The sequence below is a fragment of the Thalassospira lucentensis genome, from assembly GCF_011806425.1.
Taxonomy (GTDB): domain Bacteria; phylum Pseudomonadota; class Alphaproteobacteria; order Rhodospirillales; family Thalassospiraceae; genus Thalassospira; species Thalassospira lucentensis_B.
The window spans coordinates 552,001-572,725 of sequence record NZ_JAATOV010000003.1; the positions used below are offsets into that span (position 1 = coordinate 552,001).

Annotated in this window: 17 protein-coding genes; 8 read left to right on the forward strand and 9 right to left on the reverse strand. The window is 53.3% G+C overall.

All coding sequences use genetic code 11. The features are described from left to right. The first annotated feature begins 1 nt into the window (after nt 1). From dprA to rnr, 3 genes are all read left to right on the forward strand, one after another. Entirely contained in the window at nt 2-1,300 is a 1,299-nt protein-coding gene (gene dprA, locus HCZ99_RS12575) for a DNA-processing protein DprA (RefSeq protein ID WP_254869588.1), read from the forward strand. A 166-nt stretch (nt 1,301-1,466) separates the two neighbouring features. Then, complete coding sequence (gene topA, locus HCZ99_RS12580) at nt 1,467-4,139, forward strand: type I DNA topoisomerase (RefSeq protein WP_167447307.1); 2,673 nt, start codon at nt 1,467-1,469, stop codon at nt 4,137-4,139. A gap of 47 nt (nt 4,140-4,186) precedes the next feature. Then, a complete protein-coding gene (rnr, locus tag HCZ99_RS12585; protein ID WP_167447308.1) occupies nt 4,187-6,628 on the forward strand; it encodes a ribonuclease R in 2,442 nt (813 codons plus the stop codon). Nucleotides 6,629-6,716: 88 nt separating this feature from the next. Here the strand turns inward: rnr and HCZ99_RS12590 are convergent, their stop codons facing one another. Next, a complete protein-coding gene (locus tag HCZ99_RS12590) occupies nt 6,717-7,505 on the reverse strand; it encodes an Hpt domain-containing protein (RefSeq protein WP_167447309.1) in 789 nt (262 codons plus the stop codon). A gap of 184 nt (nt 7,506-7,689) precedes the next feature. Here HCZ99_RS12590 and HCZ99_RS12595 point away from each other — a divergent pair, with 184 nt between their 5' ends. The 3 genes from HCZ99_RS12595 (at nt 7,690) to rpmG (ending at nt 10,028) form a co-directional block, all read left to right on the forward strand. Continuing rightward, nucleotides 7,690-8,067, forward strand: coding sequence for a DUF983 domain-containing protein (locus HCZ99_RS12595; RefSeq protein WP_167447310.1), 378 nt, complete (start codon nt 7,690-7,692; stop codon nt 8,065-8,067). Nucleotides 8,068-8,206: 139 nt separating this feature from the next. Continuing rightward, nucleotides 8,207-9,766 (forward strand): S41 family peptidase, encoded by a 1,560-nt coding sequence (locus HCZ99_RS12600; protein ID WP_167447311.1) that lies wholly within the window; start codon nt 8,207-8,209, stop codon nt 9,764-9,766. Between the two features lie 94 nt (nt 9,767-9,860). Continuing rightward, the gene (rpmG, locus tag HCZ99_RS12605; protein WP_008890790.1) at nt 9,861-10,028 is read left to right on the forward strand and encodes a 50S ribosomal protein L33; all 168 of its coding nucleotides are present in this window, start codon (nt 9,861-9,863) and stop codon (nt 10,026-10,028) included. A 184-nt stretch (nt 10,029-10,212) separates the two neighbouring features. On the opposite strand, the gene HCZ99_RS12610 is transcribed toward rpmG, so the two are convergent. After that, on the reverse strand, nt 10,213-10,590 hold the full coding sequence (locus tag HCZ99_RS12610) for a DUF423 domain-containing protein (RefSeq protein WP_167447312.1): 378 nt from the start codon (nt 10,588-10,590) through the stop codon (nt 10,213-10,215). A 304-nt stretch (nt 10,591-10,894) separates the two neighbouring features. Next, entirely contained in the window at nt 10,895-11,575 is a 681-nt protein-coding gene (locus HCZ99_RS12615) for a Crp/Fnr family transcriptional regulator (protein WP_167447313.1), read from the reverse strand. 246 nt (nt 11,576-11,821) lie between these two features. Here HCZ99_RS12615 and HCZ99_RS12620 point away from each other — a divergent pair, with 246 nt between their 5' ends. Next, nucleotides 11,822-12,658 carry an alpha/beta hydrolase gene (locus tag HCZ99_RS12620; RefSeq protein WP_167447314.1) on the forward strand — a complete coding sequence of 279 codons (837 nt, stop codon included), beginning with the start codon at nt 11,822-11,824 and terminating at the stop codon, nt 12,656-12,658. A 93-nt stretch (nt 12,659-12,751) separates the two neighbouring features. After that, nucleotides 12,752-14,542: a gamma-glutamyltransferase gene (gene ggt / locus HCZ99_RS12625; protein ID WP_254869589.1), complete on the forward strand. Its 1,791-nt coding sequence runs from the start codon at nt 12,752-12,754 to the stop codon at nt 14,540-14,542. 71 nt (nt 14,543-14,613) lie between these two features. Here the strand turns inward: ggt and HCZ99_RS12630 are convergent, their stop codons facing one another. From HCZ99_RS12630 to HCZ99_RS12655, 6 genes are all read right to left on the reverse strand, one after another. Then, nucleotides 14,614-15,615 (reverse strand): LacI family DNA-binding transcriptional regulator, encoded by a 1,002-nt coding sequence (locus tag HCZ99_RS12630; RefSeq protein WP_167447315.1) that lies wholly within the window; start codon nt 15,613-15,615, stop codon nt 14,614-14,616. A 93-nt stretch (nt 15,616-15,708) separates the two neighbouring features. After that, the gene (rbsK, locus tag HCZ99_RS12635) at nt 15,709-16,632 is read right to left on the reverse strand and encodes a ribokinase (RefSeq protein ID WP_167447316.1); all 924 of its coding nucleotides are present in this window, start codon (nt 16,630-16,632) and stop codon (nt 15,709-15,711) included. Then, nucleotides 16,629-17,039: a D-ribose pyranase gene (gene rbsD, locus HCZ99_RS12640; protein WP_167447317.1), complete on the reverse strand. Its 411-nt coding sequence runs from the start codon at nt 17,037-17,039 to the stop codon at nt 16,629-16,631. The genes rbsK and rbsD overlap by 4 nt, the downstream gene beginning before the upstream one ends. After that, nucleotides 17,036-18,034 carry an ABC transporter permease gene (locus tag HCZ99_RS12645; RefSeq protein WP_167447318.1) on the reverse strand — a complete coding sequence of 333 codons (999 nt, stop codon included), beginning with the start codon at nt 18,032-18,034 and terminating at the stop codon, nt 17,036-17,038. Before HCZ99_RS12645 ends, rbsD begins: the two co-directional genes overlap by 4 nt. A gap of 1 nt (nt 18,035) precedes the next feature. Next, entirely contained in the window at nt 18,036-19,601 is a 1,566-nt protein-coding gene (locus tag HCZ99_RS12650) for a sugar ABC transporter ATP-binding protein (RefSeq protein WP_167447319.1), read from the reverse strand. 88 nt (nt 19,602-19,689) lie between these two features. Further along, nucleotides 19,690-20,613 carry a sugar ABC transporter substrate-binding protein gene (locus HCZ99_RS12655; RefSeq protein WP_167447320.1) on the reverse strand — a complete coding sequence of 308 codons (924 nt, stop codon included), beginning with the start codon at nt 20,611-20,613 and terminating at the stop codon, nt 19,690-19,692. Nucleotides 20,614-20,725: the final 112 nt, after the last annotated feature.

Sequence of the window (20,725 nt, forward strand, 5' to 3'; positions counted from 1 at the left end):
TATGATTTTAAGCAACCAGCAACCTTCGCGATTATCGCAATCGGAACGTCTTTCGCGGATGCGACTGGCGCGCAGTACCAATGTCGGCCCGATTACGTTTCGCAAGCTTTTGGAACGTTTTGGCACAGCCCGCGCCGCGATAGAGCAACTGCCTGATATCATTGCGAACACCAAAGGCGTGCGCAAAATCGTTCTGGCCAGCCGGGACGATACGGTTGCCGAGATTGAGCAGGCGCAGAAATGCAATGCCAAGCCGATCATTTGGGGCGATCCGGAATATCCCGCCCTACTCGCACGGATTGAAGATGCCCCGCCTTATTTTTACGCCATTGGTCGGCTTGAGCTTTTAACCCGACCATCAATCGGAATGGTGGGCGCGCGCAATGCATCGGCCAATGGATGCGGGTTTGCGCGAAAAATCAGCCACACCCTGTGTGGGGCTGGATATGTTGTTGTTTCGGGCATGGCACGCGGCATTGATGGTGCTGCCCATGAAGCCGCCCTTCAAGCGCCGCAAATCGGCAACCAAAATGACGATGCGGCCGTCGGTGGCACCATTGCGGTTCTTGGCGGCGGTGTGGACGTGATTTACCCGCGCGAGCACCGCGAACTTTATGAAAAGCTGTGCGAACAAGGCTGCGTCATTTCAGAAATGCCCCCCGGTCTAACCCCGCAAGCGCGCCATTTCCCGCGCCGCAATCGTATTATTTCGGGCCTTTCATACGGCACGGTTGTGATTGAGGCCGGACGCAATTCCGGGTCGCTGATCACAGCACGGTTTGCCGCCGAACAAGGGCGCGATGTGTTTGCTGTTCCGGGATCACCAACCGATCCACGTGCAGCAGGCCCCAACAGCCTGATCCGGGATGGCGCAATATTATGCGACTCTGCGGATGTGATTTTGGATAGTTTGCGTGATGTGATGCAAAACACACATCTTTTTGAAGAATTTCACCAATTCAACACAGAGGCCCGCAACGCGACCACAAATGCCGATCCTTCGCACTATGACGATATCATGCAATCAATGGCGCGTGACGCCCAAGATACGGGATCAAAAGAACCGGCTGAACCCATTGAAATTGATATGGTTTCCACCGAATTGCCGCCTGTAGATACCCCTGCTGATCCAAGCGATAAAATTCTCGACCTTTTGTCGACCACACCGCTTCTGATTGATGATCTTATTCGGGCGTCCAAGCTTCCGGCAAACAGCATTTCGAGTGTTTTGACGGAACTTGAACTTGCAGGAAGGGTTGAACGTCACCCCGGAAATAGGGTATCGCGTATCGCGAAATGAGAGTCGCGTCGAAAGCAGGCGTGACAAATATTGTTGTGATTTGCTGCATTTTGCGCAATCTGATCTGGACATCTGACACACTATATATATGTGTCACCTATACGGATTATTCGAAACACAGCATAATAATCGCCTTCGGGCGCAAGAACCGGACACGAAAAACGTAATGAATCTTGTCATCGTCGAATCCCCGGCCAAAGCCAAGACGATCAACAAATATCTCGGTGATGATTATAAGGTATTGGCCTCTTTCGGCCATATCCGCGACCTTCCGTCCAAAGACGGTTCGGTTGATACCGACAACGAATTTTCGATGATTTGGGAAACAGACAGCCGGTCTGAAAAGCAGATCCGCGAGATCGCATCGGCTGCACGTGACTCCGACACCATCTACCTCGCGACTGACCCGGATCGCGAAGGGGAAGCTATTTCGTGGCACATTCTTGAAGTGCTTGAGCAGAAAAAACTGCTGCGCGGTCGTGATGTCCATCGTGTCGTATTTCACGAAATCACCAAAAAAGCGGTGACCGAGGCGATTGCCAACCCGCGTGAACTTAATCAGGAGCTGGTCGACGCCTATTTGGCGCGCCGCGCATTGGATTATCTGGTTGGGTTTAACCTGTCGCCGGTCCTGTGGCGAAAACTGCCCGGTTCGCGGTCTGCTGGTCGTGTGCAATCGGTGGCGCTGCGCCTGATTTGTGAACGCGAAATCGAAATCGAAGCCTTTAAGCCCGATGAATATTGGTCACTGGAAGCTGGCTTTGGCGTTCCGGAAGGCAAGTTTTCGGCCCGCCTGACCCATTTGAATGGCGAGAAACTTGATAAACTGGCCCTTGGCAACGAGGACGCCGCCAAGATTGCCAAAGAAAAGGTGGAAGCGCGCAGCTACACGGTTTCAAAGGTTGATCGCAAAGACGTTAAACGCCGTCCGCAGCCCCCGTTCACCACATCGACCTTGCAGCAGGAAGCATCGCGTAAGCTTGGCTTTGGCGCAAAACGCACCATGCAGCTGGCACAGCGCCTGTATGAAGGGGTGGATATCGGCGGCGAGACGGTTGGTTTGATCACCTATATGCGTACCGATGCCGTGATCTTGTCGGGCGAAGCGCTGGCCGCCGCACGGCGCCTGATTGGCAAGGATTACGGGGATGCGTACCTTCCGGCCAATGCACGTAACTTTGCCAACAAATCAAAGAACGCGCAAGAAGCCCACGAAGCCATCCGTCCAACCGACCTGTTCCGTCGCCCCGATCAGGTGGCAAGGCATCTCGATAAAGATCAGTTGAACCTGTATACCCTGATTTGGAAACGTACCGTTGCCTGTCAGATGGAAGATGCGCGGTTTGATCAGGTTGCGGTTGATTTGTCATCGAATGACAATCACGTTGTTTTACGTGCAAACGGCTCTGTCGTTAAGTTTGATGGCTTCTTGAAACTGTATCAGGAAGGCAAGGACGACGAAAAAGACGATGAAAATGATCGCCGTCTGCCGCCGTTAAAAGAAGGTCAGAAACCTGATCTTGGTAATGTCACGATTGATCAGCACTTCACCCAGCCCCCGCCCCGCTACACCGAGGCGAGCCTGGTTAAGAAGATGGAAGAACTTGGCATTGGCCGTCCGTCGACCTATGCGTCGATCATTTCGGTTTTGCAGGATCGTAACTATGTCCTGCTGGAGCGTCGTCGCTTTGTCGCCCAGGACCGTGGGCGTCTTGTTACGGCCTTCTTGTCGAAATTCTTTGAACGCTATGTTCAGTACAACTTCACAGCGGACCTTGAAAACCAGCTTGATGAAGTGTCGATGGGCAACCTTGCCTGGAAAGATGTTCTGAAAGATTTCTGGACATCGTTCAAAGGCAATGTTGACGAAGCCAAAGAACTTAAAATTACCGAAGTGCTTGATGCGCTTCAGGTGATGCTTGAAAATTACCTGTTCCCGGCCCGCGAGGACGGTACAGATCCGCATAAATGCCCCAAATGCGAAGATGGCCAGCTGAGCCTGAAACTTGGCAAATTTGGTGCGTTCCTTGGCTGTTCGAACTATCCCGATTGTAGTTTCACCCGTCCGTTGGTTGCCAACGAGAATGGGGGGGATTCCGAACTTGATGCCGGACCAAAGGTTCTCGGCGTTGACAAGGAAACCGGCAAGGAAATCACCCTGCGCAAAGGCCCATACGGGGTTTATGTGCAGCTCGGTGAAGAAGAAGAAGTCGAAGGCAAAAACGGCAAACCCAAAAAGGTTAAACCGAAACGCACATCCCTTCCAAAGGGGCTGGAGCCATCGGTTGTTGACCTGTCAAAGGCCGAAGAACTTTTGACGTTGCCGCGTTTGGTCGGGATTTATCCGGAAACCGGCGAAGAAATGAAGGCCAATGTTGGTCGTTTTGGTCCGTATGTGCAGGCCGGAAGCATCTTTGCATCGCTTAAGGCCGATGATGATGTTCTGACCATTGGTGAAAACCGCGCCATTACCCTGATCGCCGATAAGCGCGAAAAGGCAGGCAAGGAAATCGGCAAACATCCCGATGACGGGGAACCGATTTTTGTTGCTGTTGGGCGCTGGGGACCCTTTGTAAAGCATAAGAAAACCATGGCCAATATTCGCGATGTCGAACGTGACGACATCACGTTGGAAATGGCGATCAAGGCGATCAAGGAAAAAGAAGCCAAGTCTGGCAAAACCACAAAAGCCGCTGCCAAGAAACCAGCGGCGAAAAAGACCGCAGACGCAAAGAAGGCCGCCCCGAAAAAAGCGGCCAAGAAAGCGCCGGCTAAAAAGAAAACTGCAAAGAAACCTGCAGCGAAAAAGACAACCACGAAAAAGGCGGCGGCGACTTAATCGCCGCCTTCCTTTTCGGGGCACACGATTGAAAGGACGCCGCAAAGTTGGCGAACGATAAAAACGATAAGAAGTACTTCCCGACCCGGGAAGAAATCATTGAGTTCATCGGCATGAGCCCGACACCCGTTGGCAAGCGCGAAATCGCGCGTGCCTTTAACATCAAAGGTGCTGCCAAGATTGAACTTAAAAAAGTCCTGAAAGACCTGAATATTGGCGGCGATGTCGTCAAAGGACGCAGACGGTTTGACAAACCAGACCGCCTGCCCCCGGTTGATGTTCTTGAAATCACCGGCATTGATGATGACGGCGAAGTTCTTGCCAAACCAAATGTGTGGAAGCACGACTATGAACCGCCGCAGATCACGGTAAAGTCGATCCGCCGTGGCGGACCAAGTGCACCGGGCATTGGCGACAAAATCTTGGCCAAGCTGCGCTATACCGGCAAGCAAACCTACGAAGCCAGCATCATGAAGGTTCTGGGCAGCGGACCACAGCGCGTTTTGGGCCTTTATCGCCCGAACGAGCGCGAAGGCCGTGTTGTCCCGACCGACCGCAAAGACAGCGGCGAGATCGCCGTGCCACTTGATGATCATCCTGATCTGGAAAGTGGTGCGCTGGTGTTGACCGAAATTCTGCCGGGCAAACATTTTGGATTGCGCAAAGGCCGGATCACCGAGGTTCTTGGCAATATCAATGAACCCAAATCGATCAGCCTTGTATCGATCCATGCGCGCGGCATTCCGTTTGAATTCCCGCCCGAAGTCGAATTGCAGGCCCGTGAGTCCAAGGCAACGCCGATGGGCAACCGCACCGATCTTCGCGATATTCCGCTGGTCACCATTGATGGTGCCGATGCGCGCGACTTTGATGATGCGGTTTGGGCCGAAGCTGACACCGATCCCGAAAACGAAGGCGGTTGGCACCTTATGGTGGCGATTGCCGACGTGTCTTGGTATGTGCGCCCGGGTGATGCGCTGGACCGTGAAGCGGTAAAACGCGGTAACAGTTGCTATTTCCCGGACCGTGTGGTGCCGATGTTGCCGTTTGAGCTGTCAAACGGGTGGTGTTCGCTTGTCCCGCATGAAGATCGCGGCTGTATGGCCGTTGAAATGTGGCTTGATAAAAACGGTCACAAGCTTCGGCATAAGTTCTGTCGTGGGATGATGCGCTCTGCGGCGCGTTTGACCTATGATCAGGTTCAGCGCGCCATGGATGGCCAGCCAGACGACACAACCGCGCCATTGCTTGATACGGTCATCAAACCGCTTTATGGCGCGTTTGACGCGTTCTTACAGGCCCGTAAGCGCCGTGGCGTTTTGGAACTTGATGTTCCTGAGCGCAAGATCGAACTCAATGATCAGGGACAGATTGTCGCCATCGCGCCGCGCGCACGGTTTGACAGTCATAAACTGATCGAAGAATTCATGATCGCGGCCAACGTTTGTGCGGCTGAGGAACTTGAACGGATCAAGCAACCTTGCATGTATCGTATCCACGATGCCCCAAGCGAGGAAAAGCTTGAAGCCCTTCGTGAATTCCTAGAAGGCGCTGGTTATACCTTAAACAAAGCCGCGGTTTTGCGGCCCCGTGATTTTAACCAGATCCTTGAAAAAGCCAAAGACACGCCAGAAGCCGAACTGATCAATACCGTGGTATTGCGCAGCCAGTCACAGGCGATGTATAGCCCCGATAATATCGGGCACTTTGGCTTGGCGCTGAACAAATATGGGCACTTCACATCCCCGATCCGGCGTTATGCCGATCTGTTGGTGCATCGCGCGCTGATTGCTGGATTGAAACTGGGCGAAGGTGGCCTGCCGCCCGAAGAAGGCGAACGGTTTGAGCAAATCGGTGCCGATATTTCCGGGACCGAGCGCCGCGCGGCCATGGCAGAACGAGACGCCGTTGATCGCTATGTCGCCGCCTATATGGCCGATAAGGTTGGCGCGGAATTCCCTGGCAAGATTTCAAGCGTTACGCATTTTGGCCTGTTCATCGCGTTGCAGGAAACCGGCGCGGATGGTTTGGTGCCAATTTCCACCCTGCCCGACGATTATTACGTGCATGATGCCGCCAATCATATGTTGGTTGGCCAAAATCGTGGCAAGACGTTCCGTCTGGGCGATCAGGTTGTGGTGCGCATTGCCGATGCGGACGCGGCCACAGGGTCGCTGGCGCTGCGTTTGGCTGAACATGCGGACATCACCCCACGCGATTTGGAAGAACGCCCACGCGGTCGTCGCGGTCAGCAAAAGCGTCGTGGCAGCCCGGGTGATCGCAGCCATCGTCATGGCAGCAAACCGGGTTTCCGGTCCGGGCCACGTGATGCCAATGGACCCGGCGGAAAATCCGCCACCAAATCCAAGGGTACTGGCGCGGCAAAAGCCGGCGGCAAAAAGAAAACAACCCCGAAAAAGCAGCGTAAAATGGTTGCATCGAACCGGGTTGCAAGAAGTTCGGCCAAACGCGGCGATAAACCGCAATAACGCGTTACTGCTCAGATCAGATCAAACGATAAAGGGCGGCCAAATGGCCGCCCTTTTGCGTGGGAATTCCAATTTTCGAAATCGTATCTTACATCATGGTTTCGATAAATTTCGCCAGATGTTCAGAGGTTTGCTTGCCGCGATTGTTGATGATCGCAACATTGCTTGGCAAGCCTTCCATATCGGGATGGTTGGCATCAAAGCTGGTCAACAGGCCCAATTTTTTATCAGCCAACGTTTTCATCGCAGCAAGGGCGCGGATCAGTTCGATCCCGCTTAACCCGTCAAGAACGGCGGCGGTGATGATGGCATCTGGATGGGATTGAACCACGGTTTCAAACGCCTCGACCGCGTTGCGTGCGGTGATGGTGCGGAACCCTTTTTCGCGCAATTCACGTTGCAGGAAATGCGCCTGTACCGCCGTCGCCGTAACCAGCAAGATTTCCTTGTCATTGGCGGTTGCGGCCGCATCGTTATCTTTGGTGCCTTCGTCGTCTGCTTTAACGCTTCGGGTCGGCAAGGAACGCAAAATACGCGTTTCTTCATCAGCAGCCGGATTTGCCCCACTTTCGATGATTTCGCGGATCCAGCTGGTGAAATCCACCAGCGATGCGGCCTCAAGATCGTTAATTTCGCTCAGATCGGCGATATAATCTTCTAGGCGGTGTGCAATCGCCCCAACCAGCGGAAAGCCAAACGATCCAGCCAACCCTTTGACCGTGTGTGCCTCGCGGCGCAGCTCTGCGATGCCTGGCCCGGCCTCATCCATGCCGCCAGCAACCCGATCGATTGTGGTTTCGATCCGATCGATACGGTCCATGGTGTCCTCAATGAAGTCCTGTTTCAGACTGGCGACGACATCGTCAGCGGTTCCCATGGGGTACTCCTTTGGCAGGTATTTGATAAGGCTCAACAATCCCGATCACGCGCGGCAGGTGAATTACATTCAATGAATTCTCTTGCTTTGGCGATGGAACATCATGATGATGACCACTTGTCTGAATGCCCCTTTTTCGTGCGCGGATCAAGAGCCACGAAAAAGAATTAGGAGTGATCGCCCCATGCATGACGCCCCAGCCCCCGAAACAAGTGCCAATCGTTTATGGACCGGTTTACGGCGTGGCTTACGCCGCAAATGCCCCAATTGCGGGCATGGCTTCGCCTTTAACGGTTATCTGGCCCTGCGTTCCCAATGCGAAGTCTGCGAACACCCGATTGGTGAATATCGCTGCGACGATGCCCCACCCTATTTCACCATTTTTCTGGTTGGGCACATTGTGGTGGGCGGTGCACTGACGATGGAGCAATCCATGAGTCCGTCACTGGCGCTTCAATTGTCGGTCTGGCTGCCGACCACGGTTATTCTGTGCCTTGCGATCCTGCCTTTTATCAAAGGCGCGATTCTTGGAACGCAATGGGCGATGAAGATCAAAGGATAACCGTTGGCGTAACGGCTTTTTTTATTTAGAATTAGACGCATTGCCGCATTATTTGAACCGGAACATCTAATTGGTTACAGCTGCCCTGCCAATCAAAGACGTCTGCACGTCGCCAAATCGTTTGCGAACGCATTTGCGCATGGCTGCTATTGTTGGTGCCTGTCTTTGGCAGGTGGCCTGTGCGTCCTCGAACCAGCCCGCCATCACATCGGTCGACGATCCGCAAACGCGGGAGCTGCTTAACCAAACGATTGAGTTGGTCGCAACACGCTATATCGATCCGATCAGCCGCGAACAGATATTGGTCAGCGCGCTTGATGGCCTGTCTGAACTCGATGATGAAATCCGGGTCAACATCACGCCAGACGATCTTGTGCTGAATTACGGCGCACAAACGGTTCAAACCATCAAGCTTCCCAAAACACTTGATAGCGTTGATAGCCCGCTTTTGCTGTCGGAAATCACCCTAAAGGGGTTAAGCACCTATCGGGCGTATTCGGCCCCGCTTCGGGCCAGCACAACACGTGACATTCAATCGGCATTGATCAGTGGTGCGATCCGCAATCTGGATCGTTACAGCCGGTATGAAGGCCCGCAAAAGTCCGAAAAGGCACGCTATCGCCGCGACGGATACGTTGGCATTGGGGTGCGTTTGATTGGTGGGCCAGGATATCCGGTGGTCAAGCTTGTTCATCCTGATAGCCCGGCGGATTTGGCCGGCTTGCTTCCGGGTGATGAAATTGTTTCGGTCAATGGCGATGACATGTATGGCCGGACCAGCCAGTACACCGCCGACCTTCTGCATGGTGAAGAAGGAAGTGGTGTCCGGATTGAGGTCAATACCGTTAATTCCGCACAAATCATTCCGATGGAAATTGTTCGCCAACGGGTAATTGATCCGACGGTCTTTACCGAGTTCCGCGATAATATCCTGATTGCCCGCATCAGCAGCTTTAACAGCGCAACTGCACGGTCGTTAAACGACAGCATCCTGACAGCGCAGCTTCATCCCGGCGGCCTAAAGGGCGTTGTTCTGGACCTTCGGGGCAATCGCGGCGGGTTGTTGCAGCAAGGTGTGGCTGTTGCCGATCTGTTTTTGGAAAACGGGCCGATTGGTAATACGTTTTCACGCGTCACAGCCGCCCGCCATACGTTTAAGGCCGAAACAGGTGACCTAAGTGCGGGTGCACCGCTTGTCGTCCTGATTGACGGGCGTACGGCCTCCTCGGCGGAATTGGTTGCTGCTGCCCTTCAGGACCGCAATCGGGCGGTCTTGATCGGCTCAACCAGCTTTGGCAAGGGATCGGTGCAGGCGATCAACGATCTGCCCAACAAAGGCACGCTGACCTTTACCTGGTCGCGGATGACGGCCCCATCGGGCTATACATTCGATCGCATTGGGCTTTTCCCTGCGATCTGTACCGGCAGTCCAACCGCGAAGACGACCCACGCATATGAGCCGGTGACAAACGCGATTGCCCATCGTGATCAGATTACAAAAGTCATGACGAAATGGCGTCATATTGATTATCAGGATGAAGCAACACGCCAAGAGCTTCGCAGTGTTTGCCCGGCGGAAACACACGGGACTGCATTTGACGTTGACGTGGCGCTGGAATTGATTAAAAACCATCCTGATTACAGAACACTTGCCTTTGCTGGACAGCAGGAAATCGCAGACATTTTTAATGCTGAGTGATTTTGCATTCTTTTTTGCCAAAATCGCTTGACAGTCTGACGATAACCTTTATGTTCCGGCGCCTGAGATACACCTGAAGACAGGATGCAGAGACATGGCGAAGCCCGCTTCGATCCTCGTAAAGTTGGTAAGCACCGCAGATACCGGTTACTTCTATGTTGTTAAGAAGAACCCGCGGAATACCACCGAGAAATTCCAGTTTCGCAAGTACGACCCCGTCGTGCGTAAGCACGTCGTGTTCAAAGAAGCGAAAATGAAGTAATCTGGTTCTTCGGAACTTGGTTACACCAAGACTTTAAAAAGACGTGCCCTTTGGGCGCGTCTTTTTTTGTTTGGTCTGAAATTTGGGAATGGCATGAGGGCTTCGCTGGCCAAGCACTGCCTTATCGCCCTGCCCTTGGCACTCGGACAGACACACGCGAAATAGAAGGCCAGCATTTTACCGCTTAGGCAGAACAGTGCTTGTATCCCGCCACAGCAAGCAACAGCCAACCTGCAATAAACGACAGGCCACCAATGGGCGCCACGGCACCAAATACCGATAGTCCGGTAAAGGCAATCACGTAAAGCGCACCGCAGAAGAACAAAATTCCAACCAGCATGGCATATCCAGCAATGCGCAAAATCTTGCCATTGGGCACCTGACGTACAAGGGCAGCAATGGCGACAAGTGCGACGGCGTGGATCAATTGGTAATGCGCGCCCTTCTCTACCAGACTGCGCGCATAGTCCATATCAGCACCGGCCATGCCATGTGCGGCAAATGCGCCAAGCGCCACAGCCATCGCACCATTAATCCCGGCCATCGCAACTGACATTCGCATGACGGATATTCTCCTGCTTGGGGAAACGTAAAAACAGGAGGCAACATTACATCTGTGTTGGGGAAACAACCATGCGATAACGCAAAAAAAATGGCCGTACATAAAAATGCACGGCCAGTAAACTCTCTTGGGGGAGATGTGCCGAACATTTAAAATGCCCGTCACACCACGATCACTACTGCAACAGACAACATCTGCATGTGACAACCGTCACAATTGGTGAATTATTTTAAGCTTTGGCAAGCGCGCCAAGAACAAACGTCTCTCGCGCCCATGGTCACTCGGTAATTGACGCTCTGCCTGACTAACCGATGGCCTGACTTAAAAATTCTTCAAGGCGGCGGACATCTTGAACAATCAATCCGTCGTCATCCTTGGTCACCAGTCCGCGACGCGCAAGGTTGCCCATCACGCGCGCGACAGTTTCCCGTGACGTGCTCACACGTCCGGCAATTTCGGAATGCACCGGCACCGGCGACAGTTTCGCAAAGCCGTTGGCATCAGCAACCTGTTGCGCACGACGCATGATTTCAGCAATCACGCGTTCATTGGCACCCAGCGTGCTGACATCAACAATCCGCCGGGTCGAAGTCCGGACAATACGGGCAAGTTCCCGAATGACGTTCCATCCGACCGATGGGTGGCTTTTAACAACGGTTTCGAAATTAGCCGGGCTTAACGTCCCAACCACAGTATCCGTCACAGCAAACACGCAAGCCGACCTTGGCTGCCCATCGATGGCGGATAATTGCCCGACACAGCCCCCAGCGCCAATTTCTTCGAGCGTAATTTCACGCCCGGACAGGGAATAATTCACAATACGCACCCGGCCAGACAGGATCAGATAAACGTCTGAGCTGTCTGATTCTGGCTCGATGATTTGTGCGCCCGCACAAAAACTTCTGCGATTGATGTGCCGTTCAACATCGGCAAGAGCATCCTCGTCCAACCCCGCGAGGATCCCCACGACAGATAAGTCAACCATGTACCCGCGCTTTTCACTTTTGTATTATTTTCATTGGACCGCCCCACATTGTAGACAGGTCGATCCGGTTTAGTTCCACTCTTGGTTCAATCATATTAAATCAAAACCGTACTGACAATCATTGCACTTACGATTGTTCAAAACCACATGAAGATAGACTCATCTATGCTGCATGTGCGAACATACAGATAATGTTTTCACACAAGGCTTCATCTTTCGTCCGTCCCACTACCAAGGAGACCGGCCATGAGTCCCGAGTTGGAAATTTTTCGCCGCAGCCCAACCGGCAAAGCCAAAAGTAAAACCCCCATCGTATTCGTACATGGTGCCTTTACCGGTGCGTGGTGCTGGAACGAGCATTTCCTGACATGGTTTGCCGATCAGGGGTTTGAAACAATCTCGTTCTCTTTGCGCGGACATGGTGGCAGTGGCGGCCGAGAATTACGCAACCTTGCATCCATTGATGATTATGTCGAAGACCTTGAAGAAGTCGTCGACACGCTGGGCCAAAAGCCGGTCCTGATCGGTCATTCGATGGGCGGCTATATCATTCAAAAATATCTCGAAAACCATAAGGTTGAGGCCGCTGTTCTTTTGGCCTCCGTCCCGCCTGAGGGACTTTTGGCAAGTAACGCTATGATGGCAATGGCGCAGCCTGATTTGTATTTGCAGATGTTCTGGTTACAGGCCATCGGCCCGCACACATTACTGCGCAATCGCCTGGGTCGCGCGATGCTATCGCCTGATATCGCCGAAGACGAAGGCATGATTTATTTTGGTCGGCTTGAAACCGAAAGCCACCGCGCGTTGATGGATATGATGGGCGCCAATCCCATTTTCTTGTCCCCGACGGATGCGCCGGCGATGCTTGTGCTTGGCGCACGGAACGATGAAATTATCCAAAGCGAACTGATCCATCGAACCGCGCGGCGCTATAACGCCGACTACGCGCTGATTGATAATATCGCGCACGCCATGATGCTGGACCAAAACTGGGAAAAGGTCGCGGACACCATCCTGCAATGGCTTGAGATTACGCTGGTTACCCAAGAACGTCGCAAAGGCAACAAAAGCGCCGCCTGACAAATATACAAAACAAGAGCTTTCTATTTCATAGAAAGTCTGGAAGCATAAACAACCTCTGGATTTACCCGTCACCAGAAAAAGGTTGTGGATATGCCCCAAAAGAAAATGTCTTTGTACGTGGCGCTTAGCTTGGGTCTTGTTGGATTGGCGACGCTGCAGATCGCACGCGCAAATGCCCAGCAGGCCACCGATGCTGTTGTACCAGAAAAGGGCAACATACAGCGCACCGCGTCCGAAACAGCGCCAAGAACATCGGTCAAATCTGATCACTGGATGATTACGGCGGCCAATCCGTTGGCCGTTAAGGCCGGTGCCGATGTGTTGCGCCGTGGTGGCAACGCGATTGATGCCATGGTCACGGTTCAGACAATGCTGGGCCTTGTGGAACCGCAATCGTCGGGCATCGGCGGCGGTGCATTTCTGATTTACTATGACGCCCAAAATGGCAAGCTAACCACGCTTGATGGCCGTGAGACCGCACCCGAAAATGCCACACCAACGCTTTTTCAGGATGAAAATGGCGAACCGCTTAAATTCTATGACGCGGTTGTTGGCGGACGCTCAGTCGGAACGCCCGGCACACCGGCATTGATCAAATCCGCCCATGAAAAATGGGGTCAACTTGAATGGCCAAGCTTGCTTCGCCCTGCAATCCGCACGGCCACCAATGGCTTTGCCGTGTCGCCAAGGTTGGCCGAACTGATTGCCAGCGACCAGGAAAAACTGTCGCGCGATCCGGTGGCAAAAAGCCACTTCTTTGACAAAGACGGAGCGCCTTTAACCGCGGGCACAACGCTTAAAAATCCAGACTATGCCGCAACGTTGCAGGATTTGGCTCAAAACGGCATCCAAAATTTCTACAACGGTCAAATTGCCCAAGACATCGTCGATAAGGTCAAAGGTGCCAACTGGAACCCCGGCGTTTTATCGCTTCGCGACCTTGCCCGTTATCACGTTAAGGAACGCGCGCCGGTATGCGCGACCTATCGCACCTATGATGTTTGTGGCATGGGCCCGCCGTCGTCCGGGGCGCTGACAGTTGGTCAAATTCTTGGTCTTGTGGAACCTTATGACATGGCATCCCTTGGCCCGAATGCCCCGGAAAGCTGGCGGCTGATTGGCGATGCTTCGCGCTTGGCCTTTGCCGACCGCGGCCGATACATGGCCGATGTTGATTTCGTTCCCATGCCCGTTCGTGGATTGCTTGACCCGTCGTACCTGAAAGGCCGGTCAGAACTGCTGCGTCGTGACAGCGCCCTTGAATCCGTCGAACCAGGATCGCCTGCCTTTAGCCACGCAATGAACCTTGCCGACGATGAAGCAATTGAATTGCCCAGCACCAGTCATTTTTCGATTGTCGATGCCTATGGCAATGTCGCCTCAATGACAACCACCATTGAAAATGGCTTTGGGTCACGGCTTATGGTGCGGGGCTTTATGCTTAATAACGAATTGACCGACTTTTCATTTCGCACGCACAAAGATGGCCTTCCAATCGCCAACCGGCTTGAACCGGGCAAACGTCCACGATCCTCGATGGCACCAACCATTGTAATGAAGGACAATAAACCTTTCATCGCAACCGGGTCACCGGGCGGATCACGGATTATTGGCTATGTCGCGCAATCGATTATTGCGATGATTGACTGGCAACTGCCGCCACAGGACGCAGTCAGCATGCCCCATTTGGTCAATCGGTTTGGCACCTTTGATCTGGAAGAAGGAACATGGGCCGAAAACCTTGAACCGGACCTTCAGAAAATGGGTTTCAAGACCAATATCCGCGATCTTAATTCCGGCATTCACGCCATCATGATCACGGAAAATGGCCTAATTGGCGGCGCCGATCCGCGTCGCGAGGGCATCGTGATTGGCGAGTGACCGTTATCCCAGAACAAGACCGTTAAACAAAAAGTCCGGTGCATTTACCGGACTTTTTGCATTTTAAAAGGTCACACCGATTTTCGCGGACCACCAGACGATCCACGGACAATCAGCTCACCCGGCAAAAGCAGTGACGATGTATTGCGAAGCTCTGTTGGATCAAGAACGAGTTCCAACGCACGTCGGGCCAATTCCGATGACGGTTGGCGGATGGTCGTTAAACGCGGTACAACAAGGGATGCCAACGCAATGTCGTCAAATCCCGTGATGAGGACATCGTCCGGCACACGCAGCTTAAGATCAAGGGCCGCCCGCAAAGCACCAATCGCCTGCTGATCGCTGGCCGCGACGATGGCATGGGGCCGTTGATCCATCGGCAGACTAAGCAATCGCCGCGCAATATTTTCGCCAGATGCGTAATCAAACAGGGCTTCTTCGATCTGTAATTCAACCCGACTGCCTGCGTTATTACGTTCCGAAATCCGGTTCACAAAGCCGGCCTTGCGCACCCGCGCAACCTGAGTGCTTTGTGGCCCGGCAATATAGGCCACCCGTTCAACACCAAGATCACAGATATGATCGGCAATCAAGGCGGCGGCAGCCTCGTGATCGGTGGAAACAAACGCGAAATCGCCAAAGGGCCGATCCAGTGCGACAATGGGAATATCCGTTTCGGGCGCAAAGTTCCCGTTATCAGTGGCCGCAATCACAATGATCCCACGCGGCGCACGATCGAGAAGTGCCGAGATTTGCTTGGCTTCGTGCTGCTGATCATCATGGGTATTGGCCAACATGACCGAATGGCCCATATCGGCGGCCTGAATTTCAATTTCCTTGGCAATCTGGGCAAAGAACGGGTTGGTAATATCCGGGACAATCACCCCGATCACGTCAATGCGGTTGGTGCGCAACGCCCGCGCGGCCAAATTGGGCTTATAACCCAGCTCAGCAACCGCATCTGATACCTTTTCGCGAAGCGGTTGCTTAACGGTTTGGTTGTTTGCCAACACGCGGGACACTGTTCCAACAGACACCCCTGCCCGCGCAGCGACGTCTTTTATTGTTGCCATCGTGTTTACCGCGCTCCTGATTGCTGTTGCTTATTCCTATAACAAAAGGCCCCGTTATCCAAGAATTAGACGATGGTTTCAGCGCCGATAAAATCAACCAAAACCCGCCAAAAACGCGTCGACCTCGCCCCGTTCGGGAACAGATACCGACGCACCTTTTCGCGTTGTCGCAAGGGCTGCGGCGCAAACGGCAAACTGAATGGCGTCGTCAATTGGCCGCCCTTCAGACAGCACGACACCAAGGGCACCGTTAAAACAATCACCCGCGGCAACCGTATCAATTGTATCGACTTTTGGTGCTGCCATATCGCCCGTAACACCGTTCGATGACCACGCCACACCATCGCCGCCCATTGTAACAATGGCCGTACCAACGCCCGTTTCACAGATGGCCTTGGCGGCATCGCGTGCCTCGGCCAGTGTGGTTGGCTCTGATCCCAGGATCAGTTTGGCCTCGTGCGCATTGGGGGTAATGATATCAAACGCCGATAAAATATCGCGGCCCCACATCGGAACGGGTGCCGGGGCCGGATCCATAATCACAATCGCCCCCGCATCACGCGCCAAACGCGCCGCGGCAAGTGATGCGGCAACCGGGACTTCGTTTTGAAGCAACACTACCTTTGAACCGACAATCTCATCGCGGTGCGCATTGACCATATCGATGTCAAGCACACCATTGGCCCCCGCTGACAACCGAATAATGTTTTCACCAGTACGCACAACATCGATAAAGGCCATGCCTGTGGCGGTATTGGCAACCCGGTCGACCTTGCACTGTAAGCCCGGCATTTCAAGGCGGCTTAGAACGTCATCGCCAAACCCATCTTGACCAACCGCACCGACCATCACGGCATCACCGCCCAGTCGCGCAGCGGCCACACATTGATTGGCCCCCTTGCCCCCCAATGAAATGCGGGTTTCAAGGGCGGTGACGGTCTGACCCACCGAGGGCCAGTCATCAAAGTAATTGGTCAAATCAATATTGATGCTGCCGACAACCGTGATCCGCGTCAAAACACCACCCCACTGATCAGGATGACATTGGCATAAGGCGTTGTTTCCCCGGTTCGGATGACGGCCTTTGCCGTGGCACTACGTTTTTTAAAGTCGTCGTGGGATATGCGCGTGATATCGACATTTTTCCCAATCTCGTCACCCCATGCGGTTAACGTCGCGGTCAAGGTTCCCGCCAGTTCTTGGGACGCCTCTTTGGCGAAAATGGCGGCCTCGATGGCAAGTTCGCTTTTAAGCGCGCTTAGCACATCAAAAAACGATGGCAGACCGGGACAAACGGCAAGATCGATAACCTCAACACCGCTGGGCACCGGCAAACCGGCATCGGCGACGATGATTTCATCCATATGGCCCAGTTCCGCGACAAGGCGGCTGATATGACGATTTAGAAGCTGTGTTCGTTTCATTTTGCAGCGTACTTTGCACGATAATAATCAAGAATAACGGCGATAATGATAACCACCCCGGTAATCATCTGGCGCATAAAATCATTCAGGCCAAGCAGGATCAAACCATTGGCAAGAACCCCGATGATAAAGGCACCAAGCAATGTGCCGATCACCGACCCACGCCCACCACTTAGGCTGGTGCCGCCAATGATCACGGCCGCAATCGCATTAAGCTCAAACCCAATGCCGGCAATCGGACTGGCGATATTAAGACGCGCCATATAGACGATGGCCGCAACCCCGGCCGTCAGGCCACAAATGGTAAAGGCCGCAACCTTGTACCAAAACACTGGATGCCCGGCGAGGCGCACGGCCTCTTCGTTATTGCCAATGCCGTATAACAGTCGGCCAAACACCGTCTTGGTCAAGACAAACCACGCCAGAAACACCAAACACAGGGCGACAACAAACACCAACGGCACACCGAACACCATGGCCGAGCCAAAGGCATTAAACGCCGCAGGGAAGGAATAGATTGTCTGAGCATTTGAGACATGCAAAGCCGCCCCACGCGCGATATTGAGCATGCCCAGCGTGATAATAAAGGACGGCAATCCCCAATAAGCACTGACAACGCCATTCATGAAACCGCAAATCGTTCCGGCAATCACGGCGGCAAAGGCCGCAATGGCGATGGCCTCGAACGTGCCGATATCGGGCAACGTCATTGCCTTGCCTGCGACAACGGCGGCAAAGGCCATAACAGACCCAACCGAAAGATCAATTCCGCCAATCAGGATGACAAAGGTAACACCAACCGCCAACACCAGATTGATCGTAATCTGGGTCAGGATATTGGTGATGTTATTTGGTGTCAGAAAATGTTCTGTGAACACCGAAAAGAAGATGATCAAGCCAAGCAAGGCAACGCTGATACCGGCTTTGTGGATCACATTGCGCATTGAAAGGCCGCTTTCAGGCCCCACGTCCTGTTTGGTTACATTCGTGGTCATTTTAACGTTTCCCACCTTGATTTTCCTGGCCATACGCCAGTTTCAGGATTTTTTCCTGTGAGAATTCAGCGCGCGGCAATTCGCCGCGAATTTGATGATTGGCAAGGACCACGACCCGATCCGCCAGCGTCATCAATTCAGGCATTTCCGACGACACCACAAGCAAGGCAACACCATCCTGTGCCAGACGTTTTAGTATGGCGTAAATTTCGGCCTTGGCCCCAACGTCAACACCGCGTGTCGGTTCGTCCAAAATAAGAACCTTGGGATTGCGGATAAGCCATTTGGCAAGAACCACCTTTTGCTGATTACCGCCTGATAAGCTCGCAACCGGGTCTGTGATCTTGCCGTATTTCAGCCGAAGATTTGCACCCGCTTCCTCGGCCAATTTGCGTTCATTGGCCGGTCGCAAAAAGCCGTTCGTCGATACGCGCTTCATGCTGGCCAATGATACGTTTGCCGCGATTGGCATATCCAAAATCAGGCCTTCATCCTTACGGTCCTCGGTGACGAAACTGATGCCCGATGCAATGGCGTCGCGTGGTCCGCTAAATTGGACGGCGACACCGTCACGTTCGATCGTTCCTGAAACAATCGGTTCTGCGCCGAAAATCCCGCGCAGCAATTCCGTGCGCCCCGCCCCGACAAGCCCCGCGATCCCGACGATTTCGCCATACCGGATATCAAGCGACACCCCCTCGGCATGGGGGGATTGCGCAACGCGGAAATTACGTAAGGACAAGGCAACATCCCCGACCTTGTGATTTTCCGCCTGTTCCATTTCAGCGGCCAATTCGCGCCCCACCATATGGCGCACCACGTCTTGTGGTTTGGTGTCGGCAATGTTTTCAGTGGCAATTGTTTCACCGCTTCGAAACACCGTCACCCGGTCACAAATGCCAAACACTTCTTCAAGGTGATGGGAAACGAAAACAACTGTGACGCCCTTTGATTTGATTTTACCAACAATATCAAACAGGCGTTCTGTTTCACGTTCTGTCAGGGTTGCGGTTGGTTCGTCCAAAATCAGAATACGGCTTTCTGATTGCAGGGCGCGGGCAATTTCCACCAACTGACGATACGCAATGCCCAGTTTTTGAACGCTGCTGCGGACATCAACATCGCGCAAGCCAATCGCATCAAGTGCGGCACGCGCACGGCGGTTCATTTCCGCACTGTCAAGCAACCCAAAACGAGTTTTGGGCATTGCTTCGATGCTGATATTTTCAGCAACGCTAAGATGATTTAACAGATTGAATTCTTGATGAACGACCTGCACCCCATGTGCCTTGGCATCGCGGGGACTGGCCGGTCGATACGGAGCCCCATCCAGGGTGACCGTACCACTGTCATAGGGGAAAACGCCCGACAGGATTTTGATCAAGGTCGACTTGCCAGCGCCATTTTCACCGACAAGCGCATGGACTTCACCCCGGCGCAGTGAAAAGCTGACGCCGTCAAGCGCCTTAACACCACCGAAATGCTTACGAAGATTATCGACATGTAGAATTTCGTCAGCGGCCAAATTCGAATTTGCCGCTTGCTCAAATGACTGCGTGGCGGCCATTGATTTATCCAGTTTGTTGGCAATTCAGGTGCACGCGAAATGGTGCATGTCGCCCGGAACGAGCCCCATGCACCATATGCTGCGAGGTTTACTCAGCCGTCACGAGTTTGATCGGCGTTTTGACCCAACCTTCAAGTTCCGGTCCACCGCGAACAACTTCAAGCGCCATATCAATTGCGTTTGCCGCCATTTCCTGACCGAACTGATCGACGGTTGCCAACAAACGACCATCCTTGATCATCGGACCAACGGCAGGAACGTTGTCAAAACCAACAACCTGGATGTCGGTACGACCCGCGGATTCAAGCGCCTTCACAACGCCAATTGCCATTGAATCATTTGCGGCCATAACCCCTTCAATGTCGGGATGGGCGGTCAACATGTTGCTAAAGACCGTGTTGGCTTCTTCGGTTTCCCAATGGGCGGTGCGGCTATCAAGAAGTTCAAGCTCACCGGCCTCAACCGCGTCGTCAAAGCCAAGTTTGCGTTGCTGCGCGTTATCTGCGCCCGGGTTACCTTCAACAATAACGACTTTGCCGCCCTTGCCGATTTTTTTGGCCAATGCGTCACCAGCCATCTTTGCGCCTTCCCGGTTATCAGGACCGACAAAGGCCAGTTCGACATCGTTTTCTTCTTTGGCCTTGGTATCAAGGGCCACGTCGAAGTTCACCACAACAATGCCGGCTTCTTTGGCACGTTTAAGCGGCGGAACCATTGCACGTGAATCCGCCGGGGCAACGACAATCGCGTCCACGCCCTGGGTAATGAAGTTTTCGACCGCGTTGATCTGCGTTTCAATGTCGGTCTCGTTTTGCATGCCAACAGCACGCAATTCATAATCGCCGCGTTTGGCTTCGTGGGCCTTCGCCCCTTCCAGCATGTTTTGGAAAAATTCGTTTGCCAGTGACTTCATAACCAAACCGACAACCGGTTTGTCATCGGCCGCGTGCGCCGCACTGCCAAGCAAGGTAAGACTTGTGGCTGCGATGGCAGCCATCTTTAGAAATTTCATCGTTTCCTCCCGATGTTATGAAACCGAACGACGCATTTGTTTTGTTCTCATTGCGTTACATTCGGTTACATATTCAAAACCTATTGGCGAAAACCTGTCAATATGAAACGTT

What these genes read in the sequence shown, in the direction of transcription:
- dprA (WP_254869588.1), top strand. Translation starts at nt 2, where the DNA reads ATGATTTTAAGCAACCAGCAACCTTCGCGATTATCGCAATCGGAACGT.
- topA (WP_167447307.1), top strand. Translation starts at nt 1,467, where the DNA reads ATGAATCTTGTCATCGTCGAATCCCCGGCCAAAGCCAAGACGATCAAC.
- HCZ99_RS12590 (WP_167447309.1), bottom strand. Translation starts at nt 7,505, where the DNA reads ATGGGAACCGCTGACGATGTCGTCGCCAGTCTGAAACAGGACTTCATT.
- HCZ99_RS12595 (WP_167447310.1), top strand. Translation starts at nt 7,690, where the DNA reads ATGCATGACGCCCCAGCCCCCGAAACAAGTGCCAATCGTTTATGGACC.
- HCZ99_RS12600 (WP_167447311.1), top strand. Translation starts at nt 8,207, where the DNA reads ATGGCTGCTATTGTTGGTGCCTGTCTTTGGCAGGTGGCCTGTGCGTCC.
- rpmG (WP_008890790.1), top strand. Translation starts at nt 9,861, where the DNA reads ATGGCGAAGCCCGCTTCGATCCTCGTAAAGTTGGTAAGCACCGCAGAT.
- HCZ99_RS12610 (WP_167447312.1), bottom strand. Translation starts at nt 10,590, where the DNA reads ATGCGAATGTCAGTTGCGATGGCCGGGATTAATGGTGCGATGGCTGTG.
- HCZ99_RS12615 (WP_167447313.1), bottom strand. Translation starts at nt 11,575, where the DNA reads ATGGTTGACTTATCTGTCGTGGGGATCCTCGCGGGGTTGGACGAGGAT.
- HCZ99_RS12620 (WP_167447314.1), top strand. Translation starts at nt 11,822, where the DNA reads ATGAGTCCCGAGTTGGAAATTTTTCGCCGCAGCCCAACCGGCAAAGCC.
- ggt (WP_254869589.1), top strand. Translation starts at nt 12,752, where the DNA reads ATGCCCCAAAAGAAAATGTCTTTGTACGTGGCGCTTAGCTTGGGTCTT.
- HCZ99_RS12630 (WP_167447315.1), bottom strand. Translation starts at nt 15,615, where the DNA reads ATGGCAACAATAAAAGACGTCGCTGCGCGGGCAGGGGTGTCTGTTGGA.
- rbsD (WP_167447317.1), bottom strand. Translation starts at nt 17,039, where the DNA reads ATGAAACGAACACAGCTTCTAAATCGTCATATCAGCCGCCTTGTCGCG.
- HCZ99_RS12645 (WP_167447318.1), bottom strand. Translation starts at nt 18,034, where the DNA reads ATGACCACGAATGTAACCAAACAGGACGTGGGGCCTGAAAGCGGCCTT.
- HCZ99_RS12650 (WP_167447319.1), bottom strand. Translation starts at nt 19,601, where the DNA reads ATGGCCGCCACGCAGTCATTTGAGCAAGCGGCAAATTCGAATTTGGCC.
- HCZ99_RS12655 (WP_167447320.1), bottom strand. Translation starts at nt 20,613, where the DNA reads ATGAAATTTCTAAAGATGGCTGCCATCGCAGCCACAAGTCTTACCTTG.